Annotated in this window: 22 protein-coding genes; 11 read left to right on the top strand and 11 right to left on the bottom strand. The window is 55.2% G+C overall.

The annotated features are described in order from the left end of the window. Window positions 1–56 precede the first annotated feature (56 nt). Genes BSK21_RS13800 through BSK21_RS13790 form a run of 3 tightly spaced genes read left to right on the top strand, consistent with a single transcriptional unit; the run spans window position 57 to window position 1,970 of the window. Window positions 57–722, top strand: coding sequence for a glutathione S-transferase family protein (locus BSK21_RS13800; protein ID WP_067552609.1), 666 nt, complete (start codon window positions 57–59; stop codon window positions 720–722). Continuing rightward, on the top strand, window positions 703–1,743 hold the full coding sequence (gene queG, locus BSK21_RS13795; RefSeq protein ID WP_067552612.1) for a tRNA epoxyqueuosine(34) reductase QueG: 1,041 nt from the start codon (window positions 703–705) through the stop codon (window positions 1,741–1,743). Before BSK21_RS13800 ends, queG begins: the two co-directional genes overlap by 20 nt. Window positions 1,744–1,781: 38 nt before the next feature. Next, window positions 1,782–1,970, top strand: coding sequence for a hypothetical protein (locus tag BSK21_RS13790; RefSeq protein ID WP_067552615.1), 189 nt, complete (start codon window positions 1,782–1,784; stop codon window positions 1,968–1,970). Here the strand turns inward: BSK21_RS13790 and BSK21_RS13785 are convergent. The 4 genes from BSK21_RS13785 to BSK21_RS13770 form a co-directional block, all read right to left on the bottom strand. Next, complete coding sequence (locus BSK21_RS13785; RefSeq protein WP_067552618.1) at window positions 1,967–4,186, bottom strand: PAS-domain containing protein; 2,220 nt, start codon at window positions 4,184–4,186, stop codon at window positions 1,967–1,969. The genes BSK21_RS13790 and BSK21_RS13785 overlap by 4 nt on opposite strands. Further along, window positions 4,183–5,355, bottom strand: coding sequence for an FIST N-terminal domain-containing protein (locus tag BSK21_RS13780; protein ID WP_067552621.1), 1,173 nt, complete (start codon window positions 5,353–5,355; stop codon window positions 4,183–4,185). Before BSK21_RS13780 ends, BSK21_RS13785 begins: the two co-directional genes overlap by 4 nt. Window positions 5,356–5,415: 60 nt before the next feature. Continuing rightward, entirely contained in the window at window positions 5,416–6,090 is a 675-nt protein-coding gene (locus BSK21_RS13775) for a response regulator transcription factor (RefSeq protein WP_067552813.1), read from the bottom strand. Between the two features lie 154 nt (window positions 6,091–6,244). After that, complete coding sequence (locus tag BSK21_RS13770; RefSeq protein ID WP_067552624.1) at window positions 6,245–8,002, bottom strand: PQQ-dependent methanol/ethanol family dehydrogenase; 1,758 nt, start codon at window positions 8,000–8,002, stop codon at window positions 6,245–6,247. 211 nt (window positions 8,003–8,213) lie between these two features. Between BSK21_RS13770 and BSK21_RS13765 the strand changes: the two genes are divergently transcribed. Beyond that, a complete protein-coding gene (locus BSK21_RS13765; RefSeq protein WP_067552627.1) occupies window positions 8,214–9,188 on the top strand; it encodes an ABC transporter substrate-binding protein in 975 nt (324 codons plus the stop codon). 24 nt (window positions 9,189–9,212) lie between these two features. Beyond that, the gene (locus BSK21_RS13760) at window positions 9,213–9,830 is read left to right on the top strand and encodes an ABC transporter ATP-binding protein (RefSeq protein ID WP_067552630.1); all 618 of its coding nucleotides are present in this window, start codon (window positions 9,213–9,215) and stop codon (window positions 9,828–9,830) included. Here the strand turns inward: BSK21_RS13760 and BSK21_RS13755 are convergent. The 5 genes from BSK21_RS13755 to BSK21_RS13735 form a co-directional block, all read right to left on the bottom strand. Further along, the gene (locus tag BSK21_RS13755; protein ID WP_067552633.1) at window positions 9,827–10,375 is read right to left on the bottom strand and encodes a tetratricopeptide repeat protein; all 549 of its coding nucleotides are present in this window, start codon (window positions 10,373–10,375) and stop codon (window positions 9,827–9,829) included. The genes BSK21_RS13760 and BSK21_RS13755 overlap by 4 nt on opposite strands. 77 nt (window positions 10,376–10,452) lie before the next feature. Next, window positions 10,453–11,241, bottom strand: coding sequence for an ABC transporter permease (locus BSK21_RS13750; protein ID WP_067552636.1), 789 nt, complete (start codon window positions 11,239–11,241; stop codon window positions 10,453–10,455). After that, window positions 11,238–11,957, bottom strand: coding sequence for an ABC transporter ATP-binding protein (locus BSK21_RS13745; protein ID WP_067552640.1), 720 nt, complete (start codon window positions 11,955–11,957; stop codon window positions 11,238–11,240). Before BSK21_RS13745 ends, BSK21_RS13750 begins: the two co-directional genes overlap by 4 nt. A gap of 11 nt (window positions 11,958–11,968) precedes the next feature. Beyond that, window positions 11,969–12,928, bottom strand: coding sequence for a YVTN family beta-propeller repeat protein (locus BSK21_RS13740; RefSeq protein ID WP_067552643.1), 960 nt, complete (start codon window positions 12,926–12,928; stop codon window positions 11,969–11,971). A 3-nt stretch (window positions 12,929–12,931) separates the two neighbouring features. Beyond that, complete coding sequence (locus BSK21_RS13735) at window positions 12,932–14,104, bottom strand: ABC transporter substrate-binding protein (RefSeq protein ID WP_067552646.1); 1,173 nt, start codon at window positions 14,102–14,104, stop codon at window positions 12,932–12,934. A gap of 150 nt (window positions 14,105–14,254) precedes the next feature. Here BSK21_RS13735 and pedF point away from each other — a divergent pair, with 150 nt between their 5' ends. The 6 genes from pedF (at window position 14,255) to BSK21_RS13705 (ending at window position 20,161) form a co-directional block, all read left to right on the top strand. After that, window positions 14,255–14,947 (top strand): cytochrome c-550 PedF, encoded by a 693-nt coding sequence (gene pedF, locus BSK21_RS13730; protein ID WP_067552649.1) that lies wholly within the window; start codon window positions 14,255–14,257, stop codon window positions 14,945–14,947. Further along, window positions 14,947–15,855 (top strand): ABC transporter substrate-binding protein, encoded by a 909-nt coding sequence (locus tag BSK21_RS13725; RefSeq protein ID WP_082959480.1) that lies wholly within the window; start codon window positions 14,947–14,949, stop codon window positions 15,853–15,855. The genes pedF and BSK21_RS13725 overlap by 1 nt, the downstream gene beginning before the upstream one ends. A gap of 74 nt (window positions 15,856–15,929) precedes the next feature. Then, on the top strand, window positions 15,930–16,454 hold the full coding sequence (locus BSK21_RS13720; RefSeq protein ID WP_067552819.1) for a CoxG family protein: 525 nt from the start codon (window positions 15,930–15,932) through the stop codon (window positions 16,452–16,454). A 26-nt stretch (window positions 16,455–16,480) separates the two neighbouring features. Beyond that, a complete protein-coding gene (locus tag BSK21_RS13715) occupies window positions 16,481–16,966 on the top strand; it encodes a (2Fe-2S)-binding protein (RefSeq protein WP_067552651.1) in 486 nt (161 codons plus the stop codon). 31 nt (window positions 16,967–16,997) lie between these two features. Continuing rightward, window positions 16,998–19,361 (top strand): xanthine dehydrogenase family protein molybdopterin-binding subunit, encoded by a 2,364-nt coding sequence (locus tag BSK21_RS13710; RefSeq protein WP_067552654.1) that lies wholly within the window; start codon window positions 16,998–17,000, stop codon window positions 19,359–19,361. Window positions 19,362–19,375: 14 nt separating this feature from the next. Next, complete coding sequence (locus tag BSK21_RS13705) at window positions 19,376–20,161, top strand: xanthine dehydrogenase family protein subunit M (RefSeq protein ID WP_067552657.1); 786 nt, start codon at window positions 19,376–19,378, stop codon at window positions 20,159–20,161. Window positions 20,162–20,214: 53 nt separating this feature from the next. Here the strand turns inward: BSK21_RS13705 and BSK21_RS13700 are convergent, their stop codons facing one another. Together BSK21_RS13700 and BSK21_RS13695 are read right to left on the bottom strand one after the other, a co-directional pair. Further along, window positions 20,215–21,096, bottom strand: coding sequence for an FAD:protein FMN transferase (locus BSK21_RS13700; RefSeq protein ID WP_067552661.1), 882 nt, complete (start codon window positions 21,094–21,096; stop codon window positions 20,215–20,217). Further along, window positions 21,093–23,123, bottom strand: a complete 2,031-nt coding sequence (locus BSK21_RS13695) for a 4Fe-4S binding protein (protein ID WP_232230438.1) — start codon at window positions 23,121–23,123, stop codon at window positions 21,093–21,095. Before BSK21_RS13695 ends, BSK21_RS13700 begins: the two co-directional genes overlap by 4 nt. Window positions 23,124–23,277 lie beyond the last annotated feature (154 nt).

Raw genomic sequence — 23,277 nt, 5'->3', positions numbered from 1 at the left:
CTTGATCCTTTCGCGGGAGGCTGGCATGGAGAGAACAATACCTTTCGGAGCTAGTGATGAACGTACTGTATCATTTTCCCCTGTCCCCATTTTCTCGCAAAGTGCGCCTCTGCCTTGGTGAAAAGAAGGTAGAGGTTAAACTGGTTGAAGAACGGTATTGGGAGCAAGATCCCGAATTCCGTCGCCGCAACCCCGCAGGCAAGGTGCCCGTTTTGAAGATGGGCAATAAAATGTTGACCGAGAGCATGGCGATTTGCGAATACCTAGAAGATACATTTCCCGAACCAGCGCTCATGCCGCGCACCGCGGATGGCAAATATGAAGTGCGCCGTATCGTGTCGTGGTTTGATGACAAGTTCTATCACGAAGTCACATCCAAGCTGATGGGCGAACGTGTGTTTCGCAAACTGATGGGCACGGGTTATCCCGATAGTTCAAACGTCAAAGCGGGCGCTAAAGCGATCAAGTATCATTTGGACTACATGACGTGGTTGCTGGAGAAACGCCGCTGGTTGGCCGGGAATGAATTGTCCTTGGCCGATTTTGCGGCTGCGTCGCACCTGTCCTGCCTTGATTATGTTTCTGACGTGGATTGGAACCGTTCTGAGGTGGTGAAAGACTGGTACGCAAAGATCAAATCGCGTCCAGCCTTCCGTTCGATCCTTGCGGACAACATCCCTGGTTTCCCGCAGTCCCCGCAGTATGCAAACCTTGATTTCTAAGGACCAGCTAAAGGCCTACGCCATTGATGCCGGATTTTCGGCGATGGGTGTGTGTCGGCCTGATGCGGTTCCGGAAATTGCGGATCGTCTACATGTCTTTGTGGACGAAGGGCGTCATGGCCAAATGGCGTGGATGGCCGAACGCATGAATTGGCGTGGCAATCCAACGGCGCTATGGCCCGAGGCCAAGTCGGTCATCATGCTGGCCGAAGCCTATACCCCGAGCCATGACCCGATGGCGGTTGTTGGGCAGGCCGACAAAGCCGCGATCAGCGTTTATGCCCAGAACCGAGACTACCATGACGTTGTCAAAAAGCGCCTAAAGGCCGTCGGTCGCTGGTTGCTGTCGCTTTGCCCTGGCGAACAGATCAAAGTTTTTGTCGACACGGCACCCGTGATGGAAAAGCCGCTCGGTCAGGCGGCGGGACTGGGGTGGCAAGGCAAACACACGAACCTCTTGGGCCGCGAGTTGGGGAGCTGGTTCTTCCTCGGTGCGATTTTCACGACGATTGAATTTGAGCCTGATGCTGCAGAGCAAAGCCACTGTGGATCATGCACTGCTTGTCTTAGGTCCTGTCCAACTGAGGCGTTTCCCGCGCCATATCAGCTAGATGCGCGGCGTTGCATTTCTTACCTGACCATCGAACACAGTGGGCCTGTTGACCTCGACCTCAGAGAAAAGCTCGGCAATCGGATTTACGGTTGCGATGATTGTCTTGCGGCCTGCCCGTGGAACAAATTTGCGGTAGAGGCGCGTGAGGTCAAATATGCCGCCCGTGAAGACTTGATCGCGCCTGATTTGGCAGAGTTAGTTTTGCTGGACGACGCTGAGTTTCGGGCAAAGTTTTCGGGCAGTCCAATCAAACGTATCGGACGAAACCGATTTGTGCGTAACGTATTATATGCGATCGGAAATACGGAGAATGCTGCCTATATTCCGTCCGTTACGCCATTGTGTTCAGACCCAGATGCGACCGTTTCGGACGCCGCCAAATGGGCCATGGATCGCATTTCGCGCTAAAATATGGTATGGCTTGATCCCGATAGGAGGAGAATGCCATGCAACGACATATCACCGATCATCCCAAAACCCGTTTGGAAACACCGCGTGTACGGGCCTACTTGGCCATTGATCGTCAGAGCAAACGTCATCGCGTCTATGATGTTTTGCATCGCCAACACAAAGCATCAGGTTCGGAAACGGCAGTCGTGAAATTCTGTGAAATTGATCGCGGATACGACGCTTAATTCCTCGACCCAGCCGTTTCGAGAAACAGGTGTAGCGAGATCGGGTCGATTGGTTTGTTCAAAACCTCGACGCCGATATTTGCGCTTAGGGCGTGTACGTCGATGTTTCGATTTGCCGTGATGAGGCGTGTTGGAACGCGTCCTATAAGGCTGCGCAACCGCTTGATCACTTCGGTCCCTAGTTCGCCATTATCCAGCTGGAAGTCGATGAGCATCGCGTCGGGCGCGAGGTCGATTTCTGTTATCAATCGGGCGGCTTCTTCGCCCGATGAGACGTCGAGAACCTCGACGTTCCATTTTTCCAGCAGCAGCGTAAGGGCGCGGCGCATGTCCAGATCGTTCTCTACGAGCAGAACGACAAGCCCGTCGTGCCGCCATGTCGTTTGAGCAGGCACCGACAGCCGCGACGGCGGAATATGCGTCGTATCGTCAGCAAGCGGGACAGTGACCTTAAAGGCAGTGCCTTTGCCTTCGGTAGACTCGACCGTCAGCGGATGTCGCAACAATGCACAGGCGCGGTCCACGATGGCGAGGCCAAGGCCGAGGCCCTCGGAGGCTGAGGATCGCGCGTTGAGGCGGTGGAATTCTTTGAAAATCGTTTCGTGTTCGGAGGCCGGAATGCCTGGCCCCGTATCCCACACCTCGACCCGCACCGAACGCCTTGTCCTGCGGGTGCCCACAAGAACTGTGCCTTCGTTGGTGTAGCGAACTGCGTTGGAAATCAGGTTTTGCAGGATGCGTCGGATGTAGGTCGCATCCGATTTAACCCTTAGATCAGAAGGCAGGACCTTTAATCGTAGCCCCTTTTTCGCAGCAATTGGTTCGAACTCATCTCTCAGCTGGCGAAGTAGTGCGCCCAGATCGATCTGGTGAATATCGACCGCAGCACGTCCCGATTCTAGTTTGGAAATGTCCAAGAGGGCTTCGATGATGTCTTGGACAGAGGTTAGGGCGTTTTGTGCTTTGCTCACGACTTCACTGTGGCGCGGATCAGTGAGTTCTTCGCCGATTGACGACAAATAGAGCGTTGCGGCGGATAGGGGTTGCAAAAGGTCGTGAGACGCCGCCGCCACAAAGCGTGACCTTGATGCAATTGCCCGTTCCGCAACAGCGAGCGCATCTTCAAGTTCGAGCGTGCGTTCCGTCACGCGTTGTTCGAGCGATTCATTGGCGAGCGATAGCGCGCGTGCCGCATCTTTTTCAGCGGTGATATCTGTGATCGAAATCACGAAGCCCTTGTCAGGCATCTCTTCCGCAAAGAGGTCAAACCATCGGGTTTCGCCGCGTTTAAATTCGAACCTGAGTGGTGGGCGCGGGTCGGTCCGTGTAACCCAACGCATCAAACCACCACCCGTCACTTCTCCTTCGATCGTAATATCGTTTTCGATAAGTCTGAGAATGATCTCGAAATCCAGCCCGATCCGAATTTGGGTCAGGGGGATGGACATGAGGTGCGCAAGCCGTTGGTTAAATCCGACGAGTCGCTGATTGTGGTCAAAAATGCCGACGCCTTGATTGATGTGTTCGAGCGTTGCGCGGATTAGTTTTGCCTGATCATCCATCAGGCGACCGCGCTCCATCCGTTCCATCCTAATGATGTCGGAAATGTCGGTCTGCATGACCACGGTCTGCCCGCCAGCCATGCGATGTTCGCTGACTTGCACCCAACGATCCCAAATCATGCGGACGTTGAACATCACATGTTCTTCGCCGTGGCGTTGCATACGTTGAGCCACCCATGCTTCGGCGGATGAACCGTCGGGCAGGTGGAGGTATCGGCTACGGCTCACCATTCCGACGTAGTCGTTGAAGCTAAGCCCAGGGCGCAACTGACTGCGAATATCGGGCATGTGCATGCCGAAACGGCTGTTGCACATGATCAGCGTCCCGTCCGAGTCAAACAGGCCAAAGCCTTCTTGGATCGTTTCAATCGCGTTGGCGAGGTCAGAACGGGCGCGTTCGGTTTCAAGGTTCGCCGTTGCGAGACGCGCGTTGGATTCGTTCAAAAGGTCGAGCGCGTGTTCGAGGTCACGAGTACGTTCTCGGACTTGCTCTTCCAAAAGGACCGCACGCTGGAACTGGGTATATGCCGCGCTGCGGTCGTCGTGGTTCTGTTCGACACGCTGCATCAGCGCATCACAGATTTTCAGCAGCTTATCTCGCTGCCGTTCAATAGGTTCAGATAGGTCGATCAGAGTGAGTGAATTGGGTGTCATTCACCATCAGGCGCGAAAATCGCCACCCCTGTCATCGTTTGGTTCACGTGCATACTGTTGATCTGTTCGCCGTAAGTGGAAAAACCTACGACGCGATTGTTCGCCATGATCTGGGACAAAGCCGTCGTCGCTTGTTTTTCCTGTGCTTCTACCCGTCGCAAGATGCAATCGCAGGCAAAGATCGCATCAGGTTTGCGTCCCTTCCCGATAGCTTTGAGCTCCCGTTCCAAGTGGGTCGCCATGTCTTCGGGTTCGGCAAGTGCGAGTACCAGCCCTTCGTCGATGGCTGAGAAGAAGACCAAGTCTCCATTGTCCAAGACACGTTGAATGGCGCGAACATGGTGCGTGCCGCCAAAGCGCACGACCACGGGGTGTGCTGCAAAGGTAAAGGCTGACAGTTGTTCAGGGTCTTTGCCGAGCAGCCGCGCATATTCGCGTGCAGCGGGTTCTGCGTTGATTTTACGGACGATCCGTCGTTTCGGGTCGGCCTCTGTCACGACCATGCGAATTTCGGTTGGTCTCAGGTGGTCGAGACTAAATACATGGACAGGGCAAATCGTGCGGACGAAACATAAAACAGCCGCGTGGGCATGGACCTGCCCATCCAGTGAGACGAGCGTGGCACCAAATCGATCGCCGTCGCCTGCCGATCCTCCAAACAGCGGAACGGGACCGAGGCCGCTTGAAATCGCCGAAACAACTTCGTCCTCTTTGACCGACAGGCCATCAACGGCGAGGAACGCGAATTCATGCTGCCATTCTGGTGCCTGCGAGGTGAGGACGGTCCGCGTGCGGATCATTTGTCCGACGATTTCCTGTTGATCGAGGTCCTCAAGGTCGGGGATCAGCATCGGTGCAGCAGCAAAATGGGATGCGGGAAGCCCCATCGCCACAATTGTCTTTTCGTCATAACCACCCCGACCGAGTTCACCCGCGGTGGTACATCCGAGGACATGCTCTGTTGGTAAAGTTTGGGCTGCTTCAGCAACGACAGATTTAAAGTCCGAACACGGACTCGCAAACAGAATGACAAGCGCAAAAGGACCATCGCCCAATGCGTCACTGAGTGCTGCAATAGGATCCTTAGCGTCACAAGGTACCTGTGCCGACTTCACTATTCCTGTCAGATGAGTCGCTGCGTCTAGCAACGACCTCCCGCTTCCTCCCATAGCCCCCCTCCTTGGCTAATCGACCCACGCGGGTGGCGAGTCGATGGGATCGTATGCCTGTCAGGACATGTCGTGCAAGACAGATGCAAAGCTGGCCTCCTGTGCCATCAAAACCGCTTGTGTGCGGCTTTGGACACCCAGTTTGCGCATGATCGCCGTAACGTGTGCTTTTACCGTAGTTTCGGCAATTGTCAGATCATAAGCGATCTGTTTGTTAAGTTTCCCTTCGCAGATCAGCTGAAGAATTCGGGCCTGTTGGCGTGTCAGGCGAGACAAGCGGGCGATGGCTTCTTCGTGGTCGGTCAGCGGTGTGTTCGGGTCTGTGTCGAGCGGAACCCCTTCAGGGACATAGCGTTCGCCACGTGCGATTTTGTCGAATGCCATGCGGAACACATCGCGCTGGCTATGTTTGGGGACAAATCCAGTAGCACCCGCACGAATGCAGGATCCAATCATTCGGTGGTCCGCCATGGACGACACCACGACAATCGGGGTGATCGGCACGGCTGTGCGCAGGCGGATCAGGCCGTCAAGGCCGCTCACGTCTGGCAAATTTAAGTCCAAGACAATGACGTCAGGCGTAGCGCCGTTCGCTATTTTCCGAAGGCCAGTTTCGAGATTCTCTGCCGTATCAATCTGCTGAATGGCAGCAACGGTCCGCAGGGTCATGGACAACGCGTCGCAAAAAAGCGGGTGGTCGTCGATGAGCAGGGCGGTTGCGAAAGTATTTGTCATGGGCATTGCGCGTAAAGGATACATGGTCAGAGTCCGGAGTTATCGGAACCCTAGGCTAACAGGGTAGCGGCCATCCTCCTACGACACAAAGGTCTTATGTCAAAAACAAAGAAACGCGCCCGAAGGCGCGTTCCCAAAGTTCATTTTGGCTAGATTAAGAGCCAGCGAGTTTGAATGTCCAAACCATGCCACCTTGGTTCAGGTAGTTCACACGGTTTGCAACTTCGCCACCCCAGAGCGGAACAGCGCCACCCCAGCCAGATACGACCGACACATACTGCGCGCCGTCCATTTCCCATGTTACAGGCTGACCAACGATGCCCGAACCCGTCTGGAAGGACCAAACTTCTTCGCCAGTTTCATCGTTCAGTGCGATGAACTTGCCTTCAGGTGTGCCGAAGAACACCAGACCGCCAGCCGTGGTCATAACACCACCCCAGAGCGGAGCTTCGTTGCGGTATTCCCACTTTATATCGCCCGAATCTGGGTCGATCGCTTTAAGCGAACCGATGTAATCTTCGAACAGCGGTTTGATGGTGAAGCCCGAACCGAGGTAGGCAGCGCCTTCGCGGTAGGTCACAGGTTCGTTCCAAATATCCATGCCCCATTCGTTCGACGGAACGTAGAAGTTACCGGTACGCTGAGAATAGGCCATCGGCATCCAGTTCTTACCACCGAGGAACGATGGAACTGCAAAGACCATTTCGCCTTTGTCGCCATCAGATGCCGCGGTTGGATCGCCAGGTCGGTTGTCTTCGTTGTAGATCGGACGACCGTTTTCATCGATGCCCGAAGCCCACGAAATGTCACGCACGAACGGCGTTGCATTCACGAACGCACCGTCTTCGCGGTTCAGAACGTAGAAGAAGCCGTTTCGGTCAGCGGTTGCAAAGCGGTCGTTTCCATCGCGGTCAGTGTAGGCAACCACTTCGTTCACACCGTCAAAGTCCCAGCCTTCGCGCGGGGTCGTTTGGAAGTGCCATTTGATCTCGCCAGTCGCGGGATCGATGCCGAGGCGGGATGCTGCGTAGAGGTTATCGCCTGCATTACCTTCAACAGGTGTGCCGGCGTTGCGAAGGTGCGAGTTCCAAGGAGCAGGGTTACCAGCACCGAAGACGAGTGTATCGGTTTCGATGTCATACGAACCACCGAGCCACGTTGCGCCGCCGCCAGTTTTCCACATGTCCCCCGGCCAGGTCGCGTTGAGCGTACCAGTCATGGTCGATTCTTCGCCATTCAGGGTGCCCATGTGACCTTCGATCACCGGACGGGTCCAGACGAGCTCACCTGTTTCGGTGTCGCGTGCTTGAACTTCGCCAACGATACCGAATTCACCGCCCGAGTTACCTGTGATGATGAGGCCGTTCACGATGAGGGGTGCTGCTGTGTAGGAGTAGCCAGCGCGGTAATCCGCAATTTTCTTGTTCCAGACAACGTCGCCAGTTTTCAGGTCCAATGCGACCAGACGCGCGTCGAGTGTCCCGAAGAAGATTTTGTCGCCGTAGATCGCAGCGCCACGGTTGATCACGTCACAGCAAGGTAGAATGCCTTCGGGGAGACGCGCGTCGTATTGCCAAATTTCTTCGCCAGTATGTACGTCGATAGCGTAAAGGCGCGAATAGGAACCTGTGACATACATAATGCCATCGTAAACAAGCGGTTGAGTTTCCTGACCGCGCTGTTTTTCACCGCCAAGCGAGAACGCCCACGCAGGCACGAGGTTCTGAACTGAGTCAGTGTTGATCTGATCCAACGGGCTGTAACGCTGAAGGTTACGACCCATACCGTTGGTCACGATTTGATCTGTAATGGTTTGGTCATTGGCCACTTCTTCTTCGGTGACCTGTGCGGTTGCCTGCGTTGATGCCAGTGCCATAAGGCTGACCGACGCGGCCATGATGAAACGCTTCATCTGTTCCTCCCGTTCTCGAATTCGAGGGTCTTAAGAAGGACGGATGGACTCCGCACTTCCTCCCCGCCGCAAGTATTGGGAGCGTTTAATCCAAGGGGAATTACACCATGGTCGTAGCTATGGTCGTAGATGCAACTGCAGCAATTGCGCCTATGGTCGTATTTCCGCAAAGCTGTGCGCTGATAGTGTTCCTTCAACTAGGGAGGAATAAATGACTTTACTCAAGACGCTGGGTTCAGCGGCTGTTTGTGCCGTGATTGCAGCCTCTTCGGCCTTTGCTGAAACGCCAGTTTTGCGTGCTGCGGTCATGGAATCGGGCACCGTGAACTGGGAGTTGGACACGATTACCCATTATGGGTTCGACGCGGATCATGGCTTTGACCTCGAAGTGACGGGCATGGGTGGTGGCAACGCTTCCCAGATTGCGTTCTTGGGCGGTGAAGCGGATGTAATTGTGTCGGATTGGCTCTGGGTTGCACGTCAAAAGGCAGCCGGCGTTGATCTGGTCTTTATTCCATACTCCAAAGCGGTAGGCGGTCTATTGGTGAAAGACGATAGCCCCGCGCAGACTTTGGCTGATCTTGATGGCACAAAGATTGGGATCGCTGGTGGGCCTCTTGATAAAAGCTGGCTGATCTTACGGGCCTACGCGCAGCAAGAGTTCGGCTTGGACCTCGTTGCGCAGACTGAACAGGTCTTTGGCGCCCCGCCGCTGATTGCCGAAACGGCTTTGTCTGGCGAAACCCAAGGCGCAATCAATTTCTGGCATTGGGCTGCGAAAATGGAAGCGGGTGGTATGCACAGTCTGGTCGATGTTTCGACCGCAGCAGAGGCGTTGGGACTAGATCCGGAAACACCGCTTTTGGGTTATGTGGTGCATGGTGAAACTTTCGCCGAAAATCCTGACCTGGTTTACGCGCTGGCCGATGCCTCAGCCGATGCCAAGGCGCTCCTTGCAACTGATTCTGCTGCGTGGGATCGTTTGCGGGATCGCATGAACGCGAGATCGGATGAGCAGTTTGAAGCTCTCAAAGCGGGCTTTATCGCGGGTATTCCTGCGGCTGGATCAGTTGATGAAGCAGCCGCGGCGCGCATGATGGCGCTTATGATTGAACTTGGTGGTGCAGAGTTAGTGGGTGACATGACCGAAATGCCTTCGGGCATATTCCTTCAGCCACGGAACTAAGAAGTGGTGGCCACTCTCAGAAAAATGACAGAGCCCGCTTTGGCGGGCTCGGCCGTTTTGTCGGTCGAATTGGACGGTTTCGCGATTAGGGGAACGCCAATTCTCGGCAGGCTCACACTTGATGTCGCGCGTGGTGAAACCGTTGCTCTGACGGGGCCATCTGGGATCGGTAAGACGACGTTGCTGCGGATCATTGCGGGGCTTGAGACGGGTTATCATGGCAAAGTCCGATTGCGCGGTGTTCCAGCCGTCGTGTTCCAAGAACCGACCTTGCTTCGTTGGCGAACCTTGGCGCAGAACCTATGCCTCGCCACGCGTATTTCCGAACGCGATGCTTTGGATCATCTAGCCAGAGTGGGATTGGCAGATAAGGCCGACCTTTTCCCCGATCAACTCAGCCTCGGACAACAGCGGCGCCTCTCGCTCGCGCGGGCTTTCGCCCTGCGTCCTGATATCCTGCTGATGGACGAACCTTTCGTATCGCTTGACCCGTCCTTGGCCGAAGAAATGATGACACTCTTTGAAAAGCTCAGGGCGGATGATCAGCCCGCAACGCTTCTGATCACGCATGAAGAGCGTGAAGCCGAACGATTGGCGGATCGCATCGTTCGATTGGATGGCCGACCTGCTGTCGTTGTTTAAAACAACGGCGAGAATTTCCGGTTGTCTGCGTCAGGCGTGATTTCGTTTAAATCATAGTCTGCGCCACGCAGGCGCTGAGCAATTTCGACGCCTTGCGATGCAGCCTGATCGACAAATATTTTACCTGCCTCGCTGTCCTGTTCGACGCCCCAGCCGCGCATCAAATCGATACCGTGGTTAAACATGCCGACTGGATCGCCCGCTTCGGCGGCCTGACGGTTCCATTCTGCCGCGGCCTCAGGGTAGATGTAGCCGTCGCCACCAAACCCGTTGTCCTCCATATAGGCCATCCAAGACATCGCGGCGGAATAGCCAGCATCTGCGCAGGTTTCAAAGGTAAGACGGGCGCTGTCATGATTGCCACCTTTGGTCATAAAATACCCCGCAGCGCAGCCTGTCATCGACGTCTCGCCGCGGCTCATATCTTCGAGGATACGATCCATGGTTAGCTCTTCTCGGTTGAGGTCTCCGTAGAGCGATAGATCATCTTCTTCGGCCAAGGCTGGTGTCGCTAAAATTGCGATGATGAAAGCAAACTTAAACATATGCATCGTCCTCCCTATCCGTTGAGACTAGCGAAAACCCGATGAAAAGTCGCCCTTCCTATGGTCGTAGATCGGCGTCAGCCCTTTTTGCGGATCAAACCTCGGGCAGGGTCGTAGCCCCAGATTGCCAGCGCGAGAAATGCAGCAGTTGCGAGAAGGCTCCAGCCAAGTGCGGGCTGATTGAACTGAGCATAGAGTGCAAATCGGATTAATTCGACAGCCTGAGTAAAGGGGTTCACGGCGCAAATGTTGTGCAACAAACGGCCCGCTTCGGCCATTTTCCAGAGAGGGTAGAGCGCAGAGGATAGAAAGAACATCGGGAAGATTACGAAGTTCATCACACCTGCGAAGTTCTCTAATTGCTTCACGAACGATGAGAGCGCGAGGCCCAAGGCTCCTAGCATCAGCCCACCTACCAACAGGGCGGGGAATGCGGTGACGTAACTAATCGTGGGCATCCGAATGCCGTAGATTCCCGCGATTAGTAGGAAGGTGTAGCATTGTAGGATGCTGATGATAGCACCTGCGAATAGTTTGCAGAACAGCAACCACCAACGGGGCAGAGGGGCCGTCAAAAGCACCTTCATTGATCCCATTTCACGATCGTAGACCAACGATAGTGACGACTGCATCCCATTGAACAGCAGGATCATGCCGCACAGCCCAGGGATGATGTAAATCTCGTAGGTGATGTAAGTCAGGTAAGGCGGCGTGATCGAAAGGCCGAGCGCCGCACGGAATCCTGCTGCAAAGACCAAAAGCCAAACCAGCGGACGGACCAGGGCCGCAATAAAGCGCTCTCGTTGACCGATGTAGCGGAGCGCCTCGCGTTGAATAATGGCGATGAGGGCGGTGAAGTATATCATCCTGTTTCACCGACCATTTCGAGGAACGCAGCCTGCAGGGGGCGGTCACCGGCGATGCGGTGGGCCGTGTCAGATGCCAAAACCTTCCCTTTATGAAGGATAACTAACTCGTCGGTCAGTCGGACTTCGTCGGTTAAATGTGTCGCCCATAGAACCGTCATTTGTGTGTCGTCACAGAGATCATGAACGTGGTTCGTGATCGCGGCTCGGGCCGGAGCGTCGAGTCCAACAGTTGGTTCGTCCAGCAGCATGACGGCAGGTCGATGCAGCAGTGCGCGTGCGATCTCTGTCCGTCGTCTATGACCGCCGTTTAGGGCTCGGACTTTCTCAGATGCACGCTCTAGCATGTCCAAACGATCAAGCGCTTCATCAATTCGGCTTGCCGCTGTACGACCTGTCAATCCATGCAGTGCCGCAAAATAGCGCAAGTTCTGCGCGACCGTCAGATCAAGGTCGAGTGTGGTTTGTTGAAACACGACCCCCATTCGAGCGAGCGCTGCCTTCGGCTGGGTTCTCATGTCATGACCCGCAATAGCGATTCCACCTTCCGGAGCCGCCAGAAGACCAGCCAGCAGGGAAAAAAGCGTGGATTTTCCTGCTCCATTGGGTCCGAGGAGCGCGCAAAACCGACCCTCGTCAATGCTAAAGCCGACGCCATCTAGCGCCACCTTCGAGCCGTATCGGTAGTGCAGATCGCTGACGCGGAGTGCGCTCACTTAGTCGTCCTTTACTCAGTCGGTCGAAATGCTGCGCCCCAAGGGAACCGACCGACTTTGATTGTGCGGATCGGTGTGCGGCTTGCAACATCAATCACCGTGACGTCTCCAGACACGCCGTTGGTGGTGTAAAGCTCTGTGTTGTCGTCGTTGAATGCCATGTGCCAGACGCGGCGGCCCACGAGGATGTAGTCTTCGACTTCAAAGGTCTTCGCGTTGATCGTCGCGACATGGTTCGACGGACCCAAAGTAACGAATACCGTTTCACCGTCTTCGGTAAATTCAAAGCCGACAGGTTGGATGTTGTCGGGGTGAACGCCTGTGATCTCGAACCTGACTTTCGCGATCTCCGATTGGTCGGCCACGTTAAACACGGTGACCGTTCCGCCGATTTCCGAGCTAACCCAAAGCTGACTTCCATCGTGGGTGAATTCTGCGTGACGGGGGCGGCTATCCACCAGAGTGTTCGCGAACAGTTCGTGCGTTTCTGTGTTGATCCAATGCGCCATATTGGTCGTTTCAGAGGTCGTAATTGCAATCATGCCATCCGGAGAAATTGCCATGCCTTCTGGTTCAATGCCTACGTCAATTTGGGCGATGACCTTGCGGGTTTCGACATCGACCACGGTGGCAATCGCATCGTCTTCGTTGGCGATGTAGAGGTGCCGATTGTCGGGGTGCAGCGCGAATTGTTCGGGGTCTTCGCCTGACGGGAGGTCGTGTAGAATTTCGCCTGTACTAGGGTCTATAACCTGCACCGTGTCGCTGTCGGATGCGCAGATATAGACGACCGAATAGTCTTTGGAGAATGTGATGCCTCGGGGGCGTTCCCCTACCTCGATTGTGCGGGTGACCTCGTAGGTTTCGGTATCGATGACGCTGACAGTATCGTCGTGTTCATTGGTGACCCAAATCTCACCAGACATCGCAGGACTTGCTGCCAATAAAGCGGGAATCAAAATCTTTTTCATGGACTACTCCGTAAACGCTGAGCAGCGGGACTCGGGTTTATCAATCCCGAGTGTGTCGAGCTCGTTAACTGGGTGTAAAAAGCCGTCCATTGGTGGCACCGCGATCACCGCATGTGCGTGGACGACAGGGATGGGTTGACGCATCTGGCCATCCCAATCCCGAAACGAAAGCGGGCGGCCCTTGAAAGCGCCGAGTTCAAATTCGGGCGATAAGATGTAGTCGCGCAAGACGGAGGCATCAGCTGATCCCGTCCGTGTGACGGCTTCGCCAATGGCACGAATGGCGGCGAAAGCAGCGTAGTCGACCGAACGCATTGAGCGGCCTGCATACTCTTCGAAACGGTTTTGAAGCTGAACGCCGCCCCATTGCTCCATCACGGGGGACCACGCGACAGGTTGCGCGCCTTCGGATCCAGCCAAGAGCACGGGTTCCCAAGTGTTGAACAGCAGATACCGCGCGAAGTCGCCCGTTTCATCGGCGACAAGCATCACGTCATGGTTGGGAAAGTCTTGGGTGAACAAAGGCACTTCGGCGCTGGCGGCGCGGCGCATATTCGCGTCGAAAACCCATTCCTTTTCATCTCTGATCCGGAGGCCGAATTTAGTCGCTGACCGCCGCAAGGCGTTTGCGAACGCGATGTCTGATTCATGGGTGCCCGACACCATCACGAGGTCGGTCCATCGCCGCGATTGTAGGAGTTGCATCAGGGCGTCCGACCGCATCGCGTAACTTGGCAGTGTGTGCAGCAGATTTGCACGGCATCCGTCATCCCGTAGCGCGTTGTCGTAGTTCGAGACGTTAAAGAACAAGGTATCCTTAGCTGCCTCCAGATCAGCGATCTGGGTCATGTCTGCGCTGGGCGCATCAATCAAGATGAGGTCGGTAGAGGCCAGAACTTCGTTGGCGGCCGCCACAAGATCGCCACCTACTGGGACGCTGCGAATATCCAGCATGAAAATCTGGCCGAGGAATTTCCCCGTGGTGATGTTGTCCTCGAGTCCGACAAAAGCACCAGCGATTCCTTCGTCTTCGGGGACGGCATCGAGGTTCGATAGAACAGGGGGCCTGTCAATTTCTTGACGCAGGTAGGCAATATTCACAACGGTTTCGGCAACGACAGGTGCAGCCAAGCAAAGCGCAAAAAGCCCGCAAAATGTGCGCGTTACGGTCTTCATAGTGATCCTCCCTAGCCGCAGCCTAGGGCCTCAGAGAGGCGAGGCGAATACGACTATCGTCGTGGCTCCCCTTAAACCAAGGTCGCATAGATTAGTGTGACGAGAGCATGGCAATCAAAACGCCAAACATGCGTTCGAGGAGGAACACTCATGAAAACGTCACGCAAGACGTCGATTTTCGCAGCCGGATTCATCGCGGTTGCGGCACTGGCACATGCTCATGGCGACGTGGCGCCTCAGCCGATTAATACCGATGCTCTGCCTGATGTAGGTGACGAATGGTTGGGTGAGAACCCGTACCGCGCTGAAGCAGCAGGTGACGAAGTATGGCTCAAAGCTGTTGAGATCGGCTCGTCCGGCTACAACCAGAACTGCGCACGTTGCCACGGTTTAGGCGTGATTTCCGGCGGTCTTGCTCCAGACCTTCGTTTCCTTGAGGCCGAAGAATACGGCGACGAGTGGTTCGTTGAGCGCTTTCAGCATGGGTATACTCAAAATGGCACTACAAAGATGCCTGCGTTCGGTGAAATCCTCGGTCAGAAAGCGGGCTGGGCGATCCGCACCTATATCGAAACTCGTCCTGATGACGTGATGGTCACAGATCAAGCTCCCCGCTTGATGGAGTTGCGTGATCTGCTCATGTCGATGTCTACGGGTGGTGATGGCGATGCTGCCGCCATTCAAACCGAACTTAATGAAATTGCGTCGAGCATCGAAACCCTGTCCGGTGCACCTGTGGCTGTCTCCATCGCATGGGAAGCTGCGCGTTCCATCAGTGATACGCCTGAGAGCTACAAACATGCAGGCGAAATCCTTACCGTTGGTCTGTCGGCGGCGCACTGATGACTAAAAGCCGATCCGCTCTAGCGCGTTCCATTCTAGCGATTGCATTCGCAATCGGGTCGGTCAATTTTGCAAATGCTCGGTGCGAAGATTACGCGCCGAGCGCACGCCCCCAGAATACGGCTCGCGATTATGTTGGGGCAGATCTGGACACGATTGTTGAACGTGGATGGATCGAGTTCGCCGTTTACGAAGACCTTCCCCCATACAGCTGGAAAGACGGTGCCGAAGATCGTGGTGTAGACGTCGAGATCGCCCGTCTGATTGCCGAAGCGCTGGGCGTCGAGCCGCGCTTTAAATACGTGACCTCGGGCGAAAACGTCGAAGCTGATTTGCGCAACTGGATTTGGAAAGGTCCCGTTGTCGGCGGGTCGGTCGCGAACGTGATGATGCACATTCCATACAACAGTGATCTTGGGTGTCGGGTCGAGCAAGTGACATTTACGGGGCAGGTCTACGCTGACACGATCGGCATCGCATATGATCCAGTGTTCTACGAGGACAGTCAGCCAACACCGCCCTATTTCCGCTTTGACCCAGTCGGGGTGGAAAATGACACTATCGCTGATTTCTACCTAACCAACTTGTTGGGAATGGCTGCGGCTCCGAATATCCATCGTTACCCTGATGTAGGCGACGCGGTGCAAGCGATTGACGCGGGTGACGTGCGCGCGGCCATGGGGCCTTTGGCACGGTTGGAACACTGGGCGAGTGATGAGACAGAAGTTTACGCACCGCCTTTGCCAAATTTCGCCGTTGGCAAATGGACTGTTGGTGTTGCGGTCCACATGTCGTACCGTCCCCTTAGCTACGCTGTTGATGATGCCATTGTTGCTGCTTTGGACGACGGTCGGATTGAGCAGATTTTTGAAAACTATGGGCTGACCTTTTTGGCCCCAGAACGTTAGGGTCTAGCCCTTTAGTCTTATATGAATGTTAGCGCCCATCGGATTAGCTTGGGTGCATAAAGATGGAGGAAACCTTGGAACTTTCTGATTCCCGCGTGATCAATGCACCCAAAAATGAGGTTTGGACCGCATTGCTGAATCCCGAAGTTCTGAAAGATTGCATCCCAGGCTGTCAGGAGATGGCCGGATCAATTGAAGAAGGTTTCGAGGCGACAGTCGTCCAAAAAATCGGCCCGGTGAAGGCGACCTTTAAGGGCGCCGTTCAGTTGACCGATATCGTCGAAGGCGAAAGTTGCACCATTAGTGGCGAAGGCAAAGGTGGTCCTGCTGGCTTTGCCAAAGGTGGTGCGAAGGTGCGCCTTGCCGAAGTCGAAGGTGGCACAGAGCTGTCCTATGATGTTGAGGCTAAGATTGGCGGTAAGATTGCCCAGCTTGGTAGTCGGATCATTGATGGTGTTGCCCGTAAATTGGCAGACGAATTTTTTACGAAATTCCAATCGGTCGTCGAAGGCCCCGCTGAGGAGAGCGGAGCCGTCGAAGAAGGAGCGACCGAGGCGGAAGTGAAGAAAGGCTGGCTCAAACGCACATTTGGCGGCTGAGCCCAATCGTTTCAGGGAGGAGAAACATGACCAAAGTCACAATGACCGTGAACGGCAAGTCCGTAAGCGGCGAAGTTGAAGGTCGGACGCTACTCGTAGATTTTCTACGTGATGCGCAACGACTGACGGGAACCCACGTTGGTTGCGATACCTCGCAGTGTGGTGCGTGCACCGTGCATGTGGACGGGCTGCAGGTGAAGTCCTGCACCATGTTCGCGCTCGAAGCAGACGGCGCGACGGTTACCACCATCGAAGGTATGGGCAACGCGGACGGCACAATGTCGGCCCTGCAGGCATCCTTCCAGGAACATCACGGACTACAGTGCGGCTTCTGCACTCCGGGGATGATCATGGCTGCGTCCTCGCTTTTGAAGGTGAACCCCAAGCCCACCGAGGCTGAGATCCGTCACCACCTTGAAGGCAATATCTGCCGCTGCACAGGTTACCATAACATCGTGAAGGCGATCATGGCGGCCAGCGGGCAGGACGTAAGCGCAATCGCTGCTGAGTAAGCGGCGTCGACAACAGTCTAGGGAGGAATAAATGCCTAAAGATCATGGTATCGGCGCCAGCCCAAAGCGGCGCGAAGACGTAAGATTCCTGACCGGTAAAGGTCAGTATACAGATGACATCAACCTGCACGGCCAAACATACGTGCATTTCCTGCGGTCCGATGTTGCACACGGCATCATCAAATCGGTCGACACCTCAGCAGCTGAAAACATGCCTGGCGTGGTTCGCATTTTTACAGGTGCGGATTTCGAGGGCGTCGGCGGTCTTCCGTGCGGATGGCAGATCACTGACCGTCACGGCCAACCGATGCAGGAACCGGGTCACCCCGTTTTGGCACGCGGCAAGGTCCGTCACGTTGGCGATCCGATTGCAGCGATTATTGCGGAAACCAAAGAGCAAGCGCGCGACGCTGCCGAAGCCATTGAACTCGACATTGAAGAGCTTCCTGCTGTTGTGGACATGGTGTCTGCACTCGCTCCCGATGCACCAAAGGTTCACGACGAACTGACATCGAACCTCTGCTACGACTGGGGTTTTGTTGAAGAAAACAAGGCGGCAGTTGATGAAGCGTTTGAAAAAGCGGCGCACGTTACCACGCTTGAGTTGATCAACAACCGCCTCGTCGCGAACCCAATGGAGCCGCGTGTTGCTGTTGGTGACTATAACCAAGCGAACGATGAATCGACGCTCTACACCACCTCGCAAAACCCGCACGTTATCCGTCTTTTGATGGGCGCATTTGTTCTGGGTATCCCAGAGCACAAACTGCGTGTTGTTGCACCTGACGTTGGCGGTGGCTTCGGCACAAAAATCTTCCATTACGCGGAAGAAGCCTTTGTTACATTCGCATCGCGTCAGATCCGTCGTCCGGTGAAATGGACATCGACCCGTTCCGAAGCATTCATGTCGGATGCTCATGGTCGCGACCACAAGACCAAGATTGAACTGGCTTTGGATGCCGACAATAACTTCATGGCGATCCGAACGGACACCTATGCAAACATGGGCGCATATCTGTCCACTTTTGCACCATCGGTCCCGACATGGCTCCATGGCACGCTGATGGCGGGTAACTACAAAACCCCGTTGATCTATGTGAACGTTAAGGCGGTCTTTACCAACACCGTTCCAGTCGACGCCTACCGCGGCGCCGGTCGTCCTGAAGCTACGTTCCAGTTGGAACGTCTGGTCGATAAGGCGGCCCGCGAACTGGGTGTTGATCCGATTGCTCTGCGTCGTCAGAACTTTATCACACAGTTCCCATACGCAACTCCGGTTGCTGTGGAATACGATACTGGTGACTACATCGCGACGATGGACCGTATGGAAGAGATCATGGATATCTCCGGGTTCGAAGCTCGCCGCAAAGCGTCTGAAGCCAAAGGCAAATGGCGTGGTCTGGGCGTGAACTGCTACATTGAGGCATGCGGTATCGCACCGTCCAACCTCGTTGGTCAGCTGGGCGCTCGTGCAGGTCTCTATGACGCGGCTACCGTTCGTGTGAACGCAACGGGTTCGATTTCGGTCATGGTCGGTGCACATAGCCACGGTCAGGGCCACGAGACCACCTTCCCGCAGGTTATCGCAGAGATGATCGGTATCGACGAAAGCCAAGTGGACATCGTTCACGGCGACTCGTCTAAGATCCCGTTCGGTATGGGTACCTATGGTTCCCGTTCGCTTGCTGTGTGTGGTTCAGCGATGGTGCGTGCTGCTGAAAAGGTCATTCGCAAGGCGAAAAAGATCGCAGCACACCTGCTGGAAGCATCTGAAGCAGACATCGAACTGAAGGACGGTAAATTTAGCGTCGCTGGTACCGACAAAGAATGCGCATGGGGCGACGTTACCCTCGCGGCCTATGTCCCGCACAACTATCCGCTGGAAGACATCGAGCCAGGTCTCGAAGAAACGGCATTCTACGATCCAGCCAACTTTACTTACCCATCTGGTGCATATGCTTGTGAGGTCGAAGTTGACCCAGAAACTGGCAAAGTCACAATCGAGAAGTTCGCTGCTGCGGATGACTTCGGTAATGTGGTGAACCCGATGATCGTAGAAGGACAGGTCCATGGCGGTATCGCTCAAGGTATCGGTCAGGCACTTCTCGAAGCGGCGGTTTATGATGAAAACGGTCAGCTGCAATCTGCGTCCTACATGGACTACGCAATGCCGCGTGCAGATGACGTTCCGTTCTATATCGTTGACCATTCCTGCTGCACACCGTGCACTCACAACCCGCTGGGTGTGAAAGGCTGTGGTGAGGCTGGTGCCATCGGTTCCCCGCCTGCAGTTGTGAACGCTGTCATCGACGCTCTTGCCTCTGGTGGTAAGAACGTTCCGCACATCGACATGCCCCTGACGCCTCACCGCGTCTGGAAAGCAATCAACCAGTAAGAGGAGGACGTATCATGTATGCATTTGACGTAACCCGTCCCAAAACCGTGGCCGAAGCCGTCGCCGCCCTTTCTGGTGATGAGGCTCAGGCATTGGGTGGGGGTCAGACTCTCATCCCAACACTAAAGCAACGTTTGGCAGCACCTGCCACACTCGTTAGCCTTTCGGCGATCGACGAAATGAAAGGGGTTTGCGCCGATGGCGGAACCTTGACCATTGGCGGTGGAACAACCCACGCCACCGTCGCAGCTGAAGCATCGGCTTATCCGGCGCTTGCTGCTCTTGCGGCCAATATCGGTGACCCAGCAGTCCGTAGCCGTGGCACTATTGGTGGTTCGTTGGCTAACAACGACCCGTCGGCGTGCTACCCCTCTGCGGCTCTTGCTTCGGGCGCGACCATTGTCACCAATAACCGCGAGATCGCTGCGGATGACTACTTCCAGGGTCTGTTCACCACAGCCCTGAACGAAGGCGAAATCATCACAGCGGTGAAGTTCCCAGTGCCGGAAAAAGCGAACTATCAAAAGTTCGTTCAGCCCGCATCGCGCTTCAGCCTCGTTGGTGTGTTCGTCGCCAAATACGCGGACGGCGTTCGTGTTGCGGTGACAGGCGCTTCTGAAAACGGTGTTTTCCGTTGGACCGATGCTGAGGCTGCACTGTCTGCGAACTTCTCTGCGGATGCGGTTGAAGGTCTGACCGCGTCGGCTGATGGCTTGATCAACGACCTTCATGGTGACGCGGAATATCGCGCTCACCTGATTAAGGTGATGACCAAACGTGCGGTTGCTGCTGCGAAATAAAACCCAACTACCTCTGGGTAAGATTGGCCTCCGGAAACGGAGGCCTTTCTGTTTTAAAGGGTGCGAAGGTTGCCCGACAGATCAATGAGGCGGATGGTGAGTGGCACGTCGAGACGTGCTGCGATCAGGGGAATTTCGACAGCTGTTGCATGGCAGAGCGCTGTTGATAGTCCATCGGCAATTGCTGCGCTGGGCGCGCAAACGGAAACTGTCGACCACTGTGGAATGTCGCTGGCCCCCGTAAGATCAATGATGTGAGCCGTGCCGTCTGGAAGCCTCATCGCGGCGGGGCTAGAGGTCGCGGTCGCACGATCTGAGAGTGTGAATTGACCGAGTTGCCCAAACGCAGGATCAGAGAGCCCGAGCTGCCAAGGACCAGAAAGGGCGCTGTATTCCCCGATATTGACCAGCGCATGCGTTAGCCCGTGGTCCTTGAGTATCTTTGTCACGCGGTCAGTGGCATAGCCCTGTGCGATGCCATTCAGCGTGAGGGATTGCCCGTCCGCAAGACGAATTAAATCGTGAGTGACCTCGACCCTGTGCCACCCCGTATTGGCCCTCGCGGCGGCGATGTCGCCTCCGTGAGCATGAGCTAGCCAAAGGGGGTGCACGGTGGGATCGAACCGACCACCTGTTGCGCGATGGATCGTGTCGCATAGTTTCAGCAGTTCAACGAACTCGGGCGCAGGATTGCGGAGCACTCCATCACGGTTCAGTCGGGTTAAATCAGACTCTTTGTAGAGGCTAAACAGGTTTTCTATGCGATCAATTTCAGTCCAAGCCGCAGCGCGAGCGGCGGTGGTGATTTCATCTGGTCCACGCAAATTCATCGAAACATCAGCGCCCAGCGCATAGCGTCTATCCAGTGCGAATGATGCCGTGGGCAAGATTGCGGCGGCAGCAAAAATCTTGAGAGCACGGCGGCGGGTGATCATGGCTTTGCTCCTTTGCGATCAGCGAGGATCAGTGGAACGCATTGTTTGCGATCCTCAAAAATCTGAACGCAATCGAAGCATTGAAAACACTCCGAATATGCAATTGCGCCGTCCTTCTTGATCGCATTGTAATTGCAGCGGACCTTGCACAATTGACACGGCGTGCCGCAGGCTTCGCGGCGTTCGATCCAATTGCGGCCTCGAAGCAGGCCGCCGATTGCCATGACGGCGCCGAGTGGGCAGACATAGCGGCAGAACCCTTTGAAAATCACCATCCCGAGCACTAGCCAAAACAAGGCGTAGGCAACGTAATACCAGTTGCGGACGAAAAAGACTGAGATTGCGGTTTTGAATGGCTCTACTTCTGCGGCTTTCACACTGTAGCTGGGTGCAAAGAGGGCAACGCCGATCAAGGTTCCGAGTACCAAGAATTTCATCCATTTGAGGTGATTGTCCCAAGGGTCTGAAACCTTGATCTGAGGGAGCCTCAGCAATCGCCCGAGGTGGTGTGAGAATTCCTGCAAGGCACCAAAAGGGCACATCCAGCCGCAAAACAGCCCGCGACCCCAAAGGACAAATCCAACGATGGCGGCACCCCAAATCAGCAATGAGAATGGATCGTAGAGGAGGAACGTCATCGATTGATTTTTGACGAGGGCCTGCAAGACGCCTGTGACTGTAACGATGGACAGCTGACCCTGTCCCCACCAACCGACGAACACCGTGACAAAGGCGAGGATCGAAAGGCGGACTGGGGTGAGGCGCGCCTTTTCTGCGATCCAGCTTTGCCCAAAGCCTAAGCCTATCAGCAGTGCGGTAACGAATATCGCGCCGATGATCAGGTCGGTTTGGCGATTGCGAAGGGCCTCTTTGAGTGGTGACGTTTCAATCGGCTGACCCGTATTGCTGATAAAGAACCGAGGCGCAGCAGTGTATTCTGCGTCCAATGTGATCCGACCAATCTCGGGCTGGAAAACGCCGCGTTCGCGTAAGGCATCAATATGGAGAACCCAATCGCGTGAGGGATCAAACCCGAGGCGGCGATCCGTTCGAAGGATCATCGCAAAACCATCTGGGCCACCGCTGGTGAGATCGACCGAGACATCCGCATCACGTAACTGAATGGGCAAACCATCTTGCGTTGCTGACACCCAGTCGGGCGAGGTGTTTCGGACAAAATCAGGTCCGACCAATCCGTGCCGTCCGTTCTCGATCAAGAGGATCATCTCTGAGGACGGTACTAACCGTTGAAGCACCTCTAGTTGATCGATGGTGTCCTGACCCAATGCTGCTCGGGCAATCGTTGGCGGTCCGATATCCAAAATCCAAAGGTCCAGATACGCACCATTTGGATCGGACAGAGCTTCGGCGTCAGTTCGGGCAAAGGGGGTGCCTTCGAACGCCGCTTCGACTTCTGCGTTGGTCACACGTATGTTCTGGGCCAATCCCTGTTCTATAAGGCGCGGCCAGTCTAGGTCCTCATGATAGGTCATGTTTGGCGTGGCGGGCGGGACCGAGGCAACGCCTTGCATCTTTTCCTGCGCAACCGTGCGCGTGGCCGCCAGTATCGATTCATGCGCAATGCGGACGCTGGCCGTCGCTTTGGTCACACCGTCCAAATAGACCAGCGCCGATCCGTCCGACGCATTGCCATAGGGTGTGCCGACTACGATGGGCTGAGATATCGACAACCCCCTATATTGTTCCAAAAACGAACGGAGCGGCGCCTCGCCTAGACCCGATACAAAAATGGGTTCGTGGTGAGAGATGAGCCGCACATCAATGAACCGCCCTTCGAGGTCGATGGCTACGAACATATTAATCGGTTCGCCAGCAAAGCCAGGTAAGGGCGCAAGCATTCCAGTTTCGAACACGTAGCCAACGTGCGCTCCACCAGAGTTCAGCAACTCCCAGACGCCGCGATCATTTACAGGGTCACCCAGCGCCATTGGAGCACTGACAAACTCTGACATTTGTTCGCGGGTCATGGTCTCGGCATGTGTTATTTGCGTGCTGAAGAGGCTCATCAACAGCACAACCAAAAGCGACCTGAGGGAATTCAATATCAAACGCATGGCGAAACATTATGCATGCACTGAGGTTTGACCCATACGACCTAAGTCTTGACCTGCGCTTGGCTTTGTTGACTTGGGGCCCACTGAGGCGAAATGGTGAGCCATA

It is taken from the genome of Marivivens sp. JLT3646 (genome assembly GCF_001908835.1).
Classification (GTDB): Bacteria; Pseudomonadota; Alphaproteobacteria; order Rhodobacterales; family Rhodobacteraceae; genus Marivivens; species Marivivens geojensis.
The sequence above is the reverse complement of the archived record's forward strand: the minus strand, read 5'-3'. Positions and strand labels throughout refer to the sequence as shown.

Excerpts from the sequence above, each read along its gene's own strand:
- BSK21_RS13755 (WP_067552633.1), bottom strand. The coding sequence starts at position 10,375 with ATGTTTAAGTTTGCTTTCATCATCGCAATTTTAGCGACACCAGCCTTG.
- BSK21_RS13750 (WP_067552636.1), bottom strand. The coding sequence starts at position 11,241 with ATGATATACTTCACCGCCCTCATCGCCATTATTCAACGCGAGGCGCTC.
- BSK21_RS13780 (WP_067552621.1), bottom strand. The coding sequence starts at position 5,355 with ATGGGAGGAAGCGGGAGGTCGTTGCTAGACGCAGCGACTCATCTGACA.
- BSK21_RS13735 (WP_067552646.1), bottom strand. The coding sequence starts at position 14,104 with ATGAAGACCGTAACGCGCACATTTTGCGGGCTTTTTGCGCTTTGCTTG.
- BSK21_RS13740 (WP_067552643.1), bottom strand. The coding sequence starts at position 12,928 with ATGAAAAAGATTTTGATTCCCGCTTTATTGGCAGCAAGTCCTGCGATG.
- BSK21_RS13775 (WP_067552813.1), bottom strand. The coding sequence starts at position 6,090 with ATGACAAATACTTTCGCAACCGCCCTGCTCATCGACGACCACCCGCTT.
- BSK21_RS13790 (WP_067552615.1), top strand. The coding sequence starts at position 1,782 with ATGCAACGACATATCACCGATCATCCCAAAACCCGTTTGGAAACACCG.
- BSK21_RS13765 (WP_067552627.1), top strand. The coding sequence starts at position 8,214 with ATGACTTTACTCAAGACGCTGGGTTCAGCGGCTGTTTGTGCCGTGATT.
- BSK21_RS13770 (WP_067552624.1), bottom strand. The coding sequence starts at position 8,002 with ATGAAGCGTTTCATCATGGCCGCGTCGGTCAGCCTTATGGCACTGGCA.
- BSK21_RS13700 (WP_067552661.1), bottom strand. The coding sequence starts at position 21,096 with ATGATCACCCGCCGCCGTGCTCTCAAGATTTTTGCTGCCGCCGCAATC.
- BSK21_RS13715 (WP_067552651.1), top strand. The coding sequence starts at position 16,481 with ATGACCAAAGTCACAATGACCGTGAACGGCAAGTCCGTAAGCGGCGAA.
- BSK21_RS13800 (WP_067552609.1), top strand. The coding sequence starts at position 57 with ATGAACGTACTGTATCATTTTCCCCTGTCCCCATTTTCTCGCAAAGTG.
- BSK21_RS13760 (WP_067552630.1), top strand. The coding sequence starts at position 9,213 with ATGACAGAGCCCGCTTTGGCGGGCTCGGCCGTTTTGTCGGTCGAATTG.
- BSK21_RS13785 (WP_067552618.1), bottom strand. The coding sequence starts at position 4,186 with ATGACACCCAATTCACTCACTCTGATCGACCTATCTGAACCTATTGAA.
- BSK21_RS13725 (WP_082959480.1), top strand. The coding sequence starts at position 14,947 with ATGACTAAAAGCCGATCCGCTCTAGCGCGTTCCATTCTAGCGATTGCA.
- queG (WP_067552612.1), top strand. The coding sequence starts at position 703 with ATGCAAACCTTGATTTCTAAGGACCAGCTAAAGGCCTACGCCATTGAT.
- BSK21_RS13710 (WP_067552654.1), top strand. The coding sequence starts at position 16,998 with ATGCCTAAAGATCATGGTATCGGCGCCAGCCCAAAGCGGCGCGAAGAC.
- BSK21_RS13695 (WP_232230438.1), bottom strand. The coding sequence starts at position 23,123 with ATGAGCCTCTTCAGCACGCAAATAACACATGCCGAGACCATGACCCGC.
- BSK21_RS13705 (WP_067552657.1), top strand. The coding sequence starts at position 19,376 with ATGTATGCATTTGACGTAACCCGTCCCAAAACCGTGGCCGAAGCCGTC.
- pedF (WP_067552649.1), top strand. The coding sequence starts at position 14,255 with ATGAAAACGTCACGCAAGACGTCGATTTTCGCAGCCGGATTCATCGCG.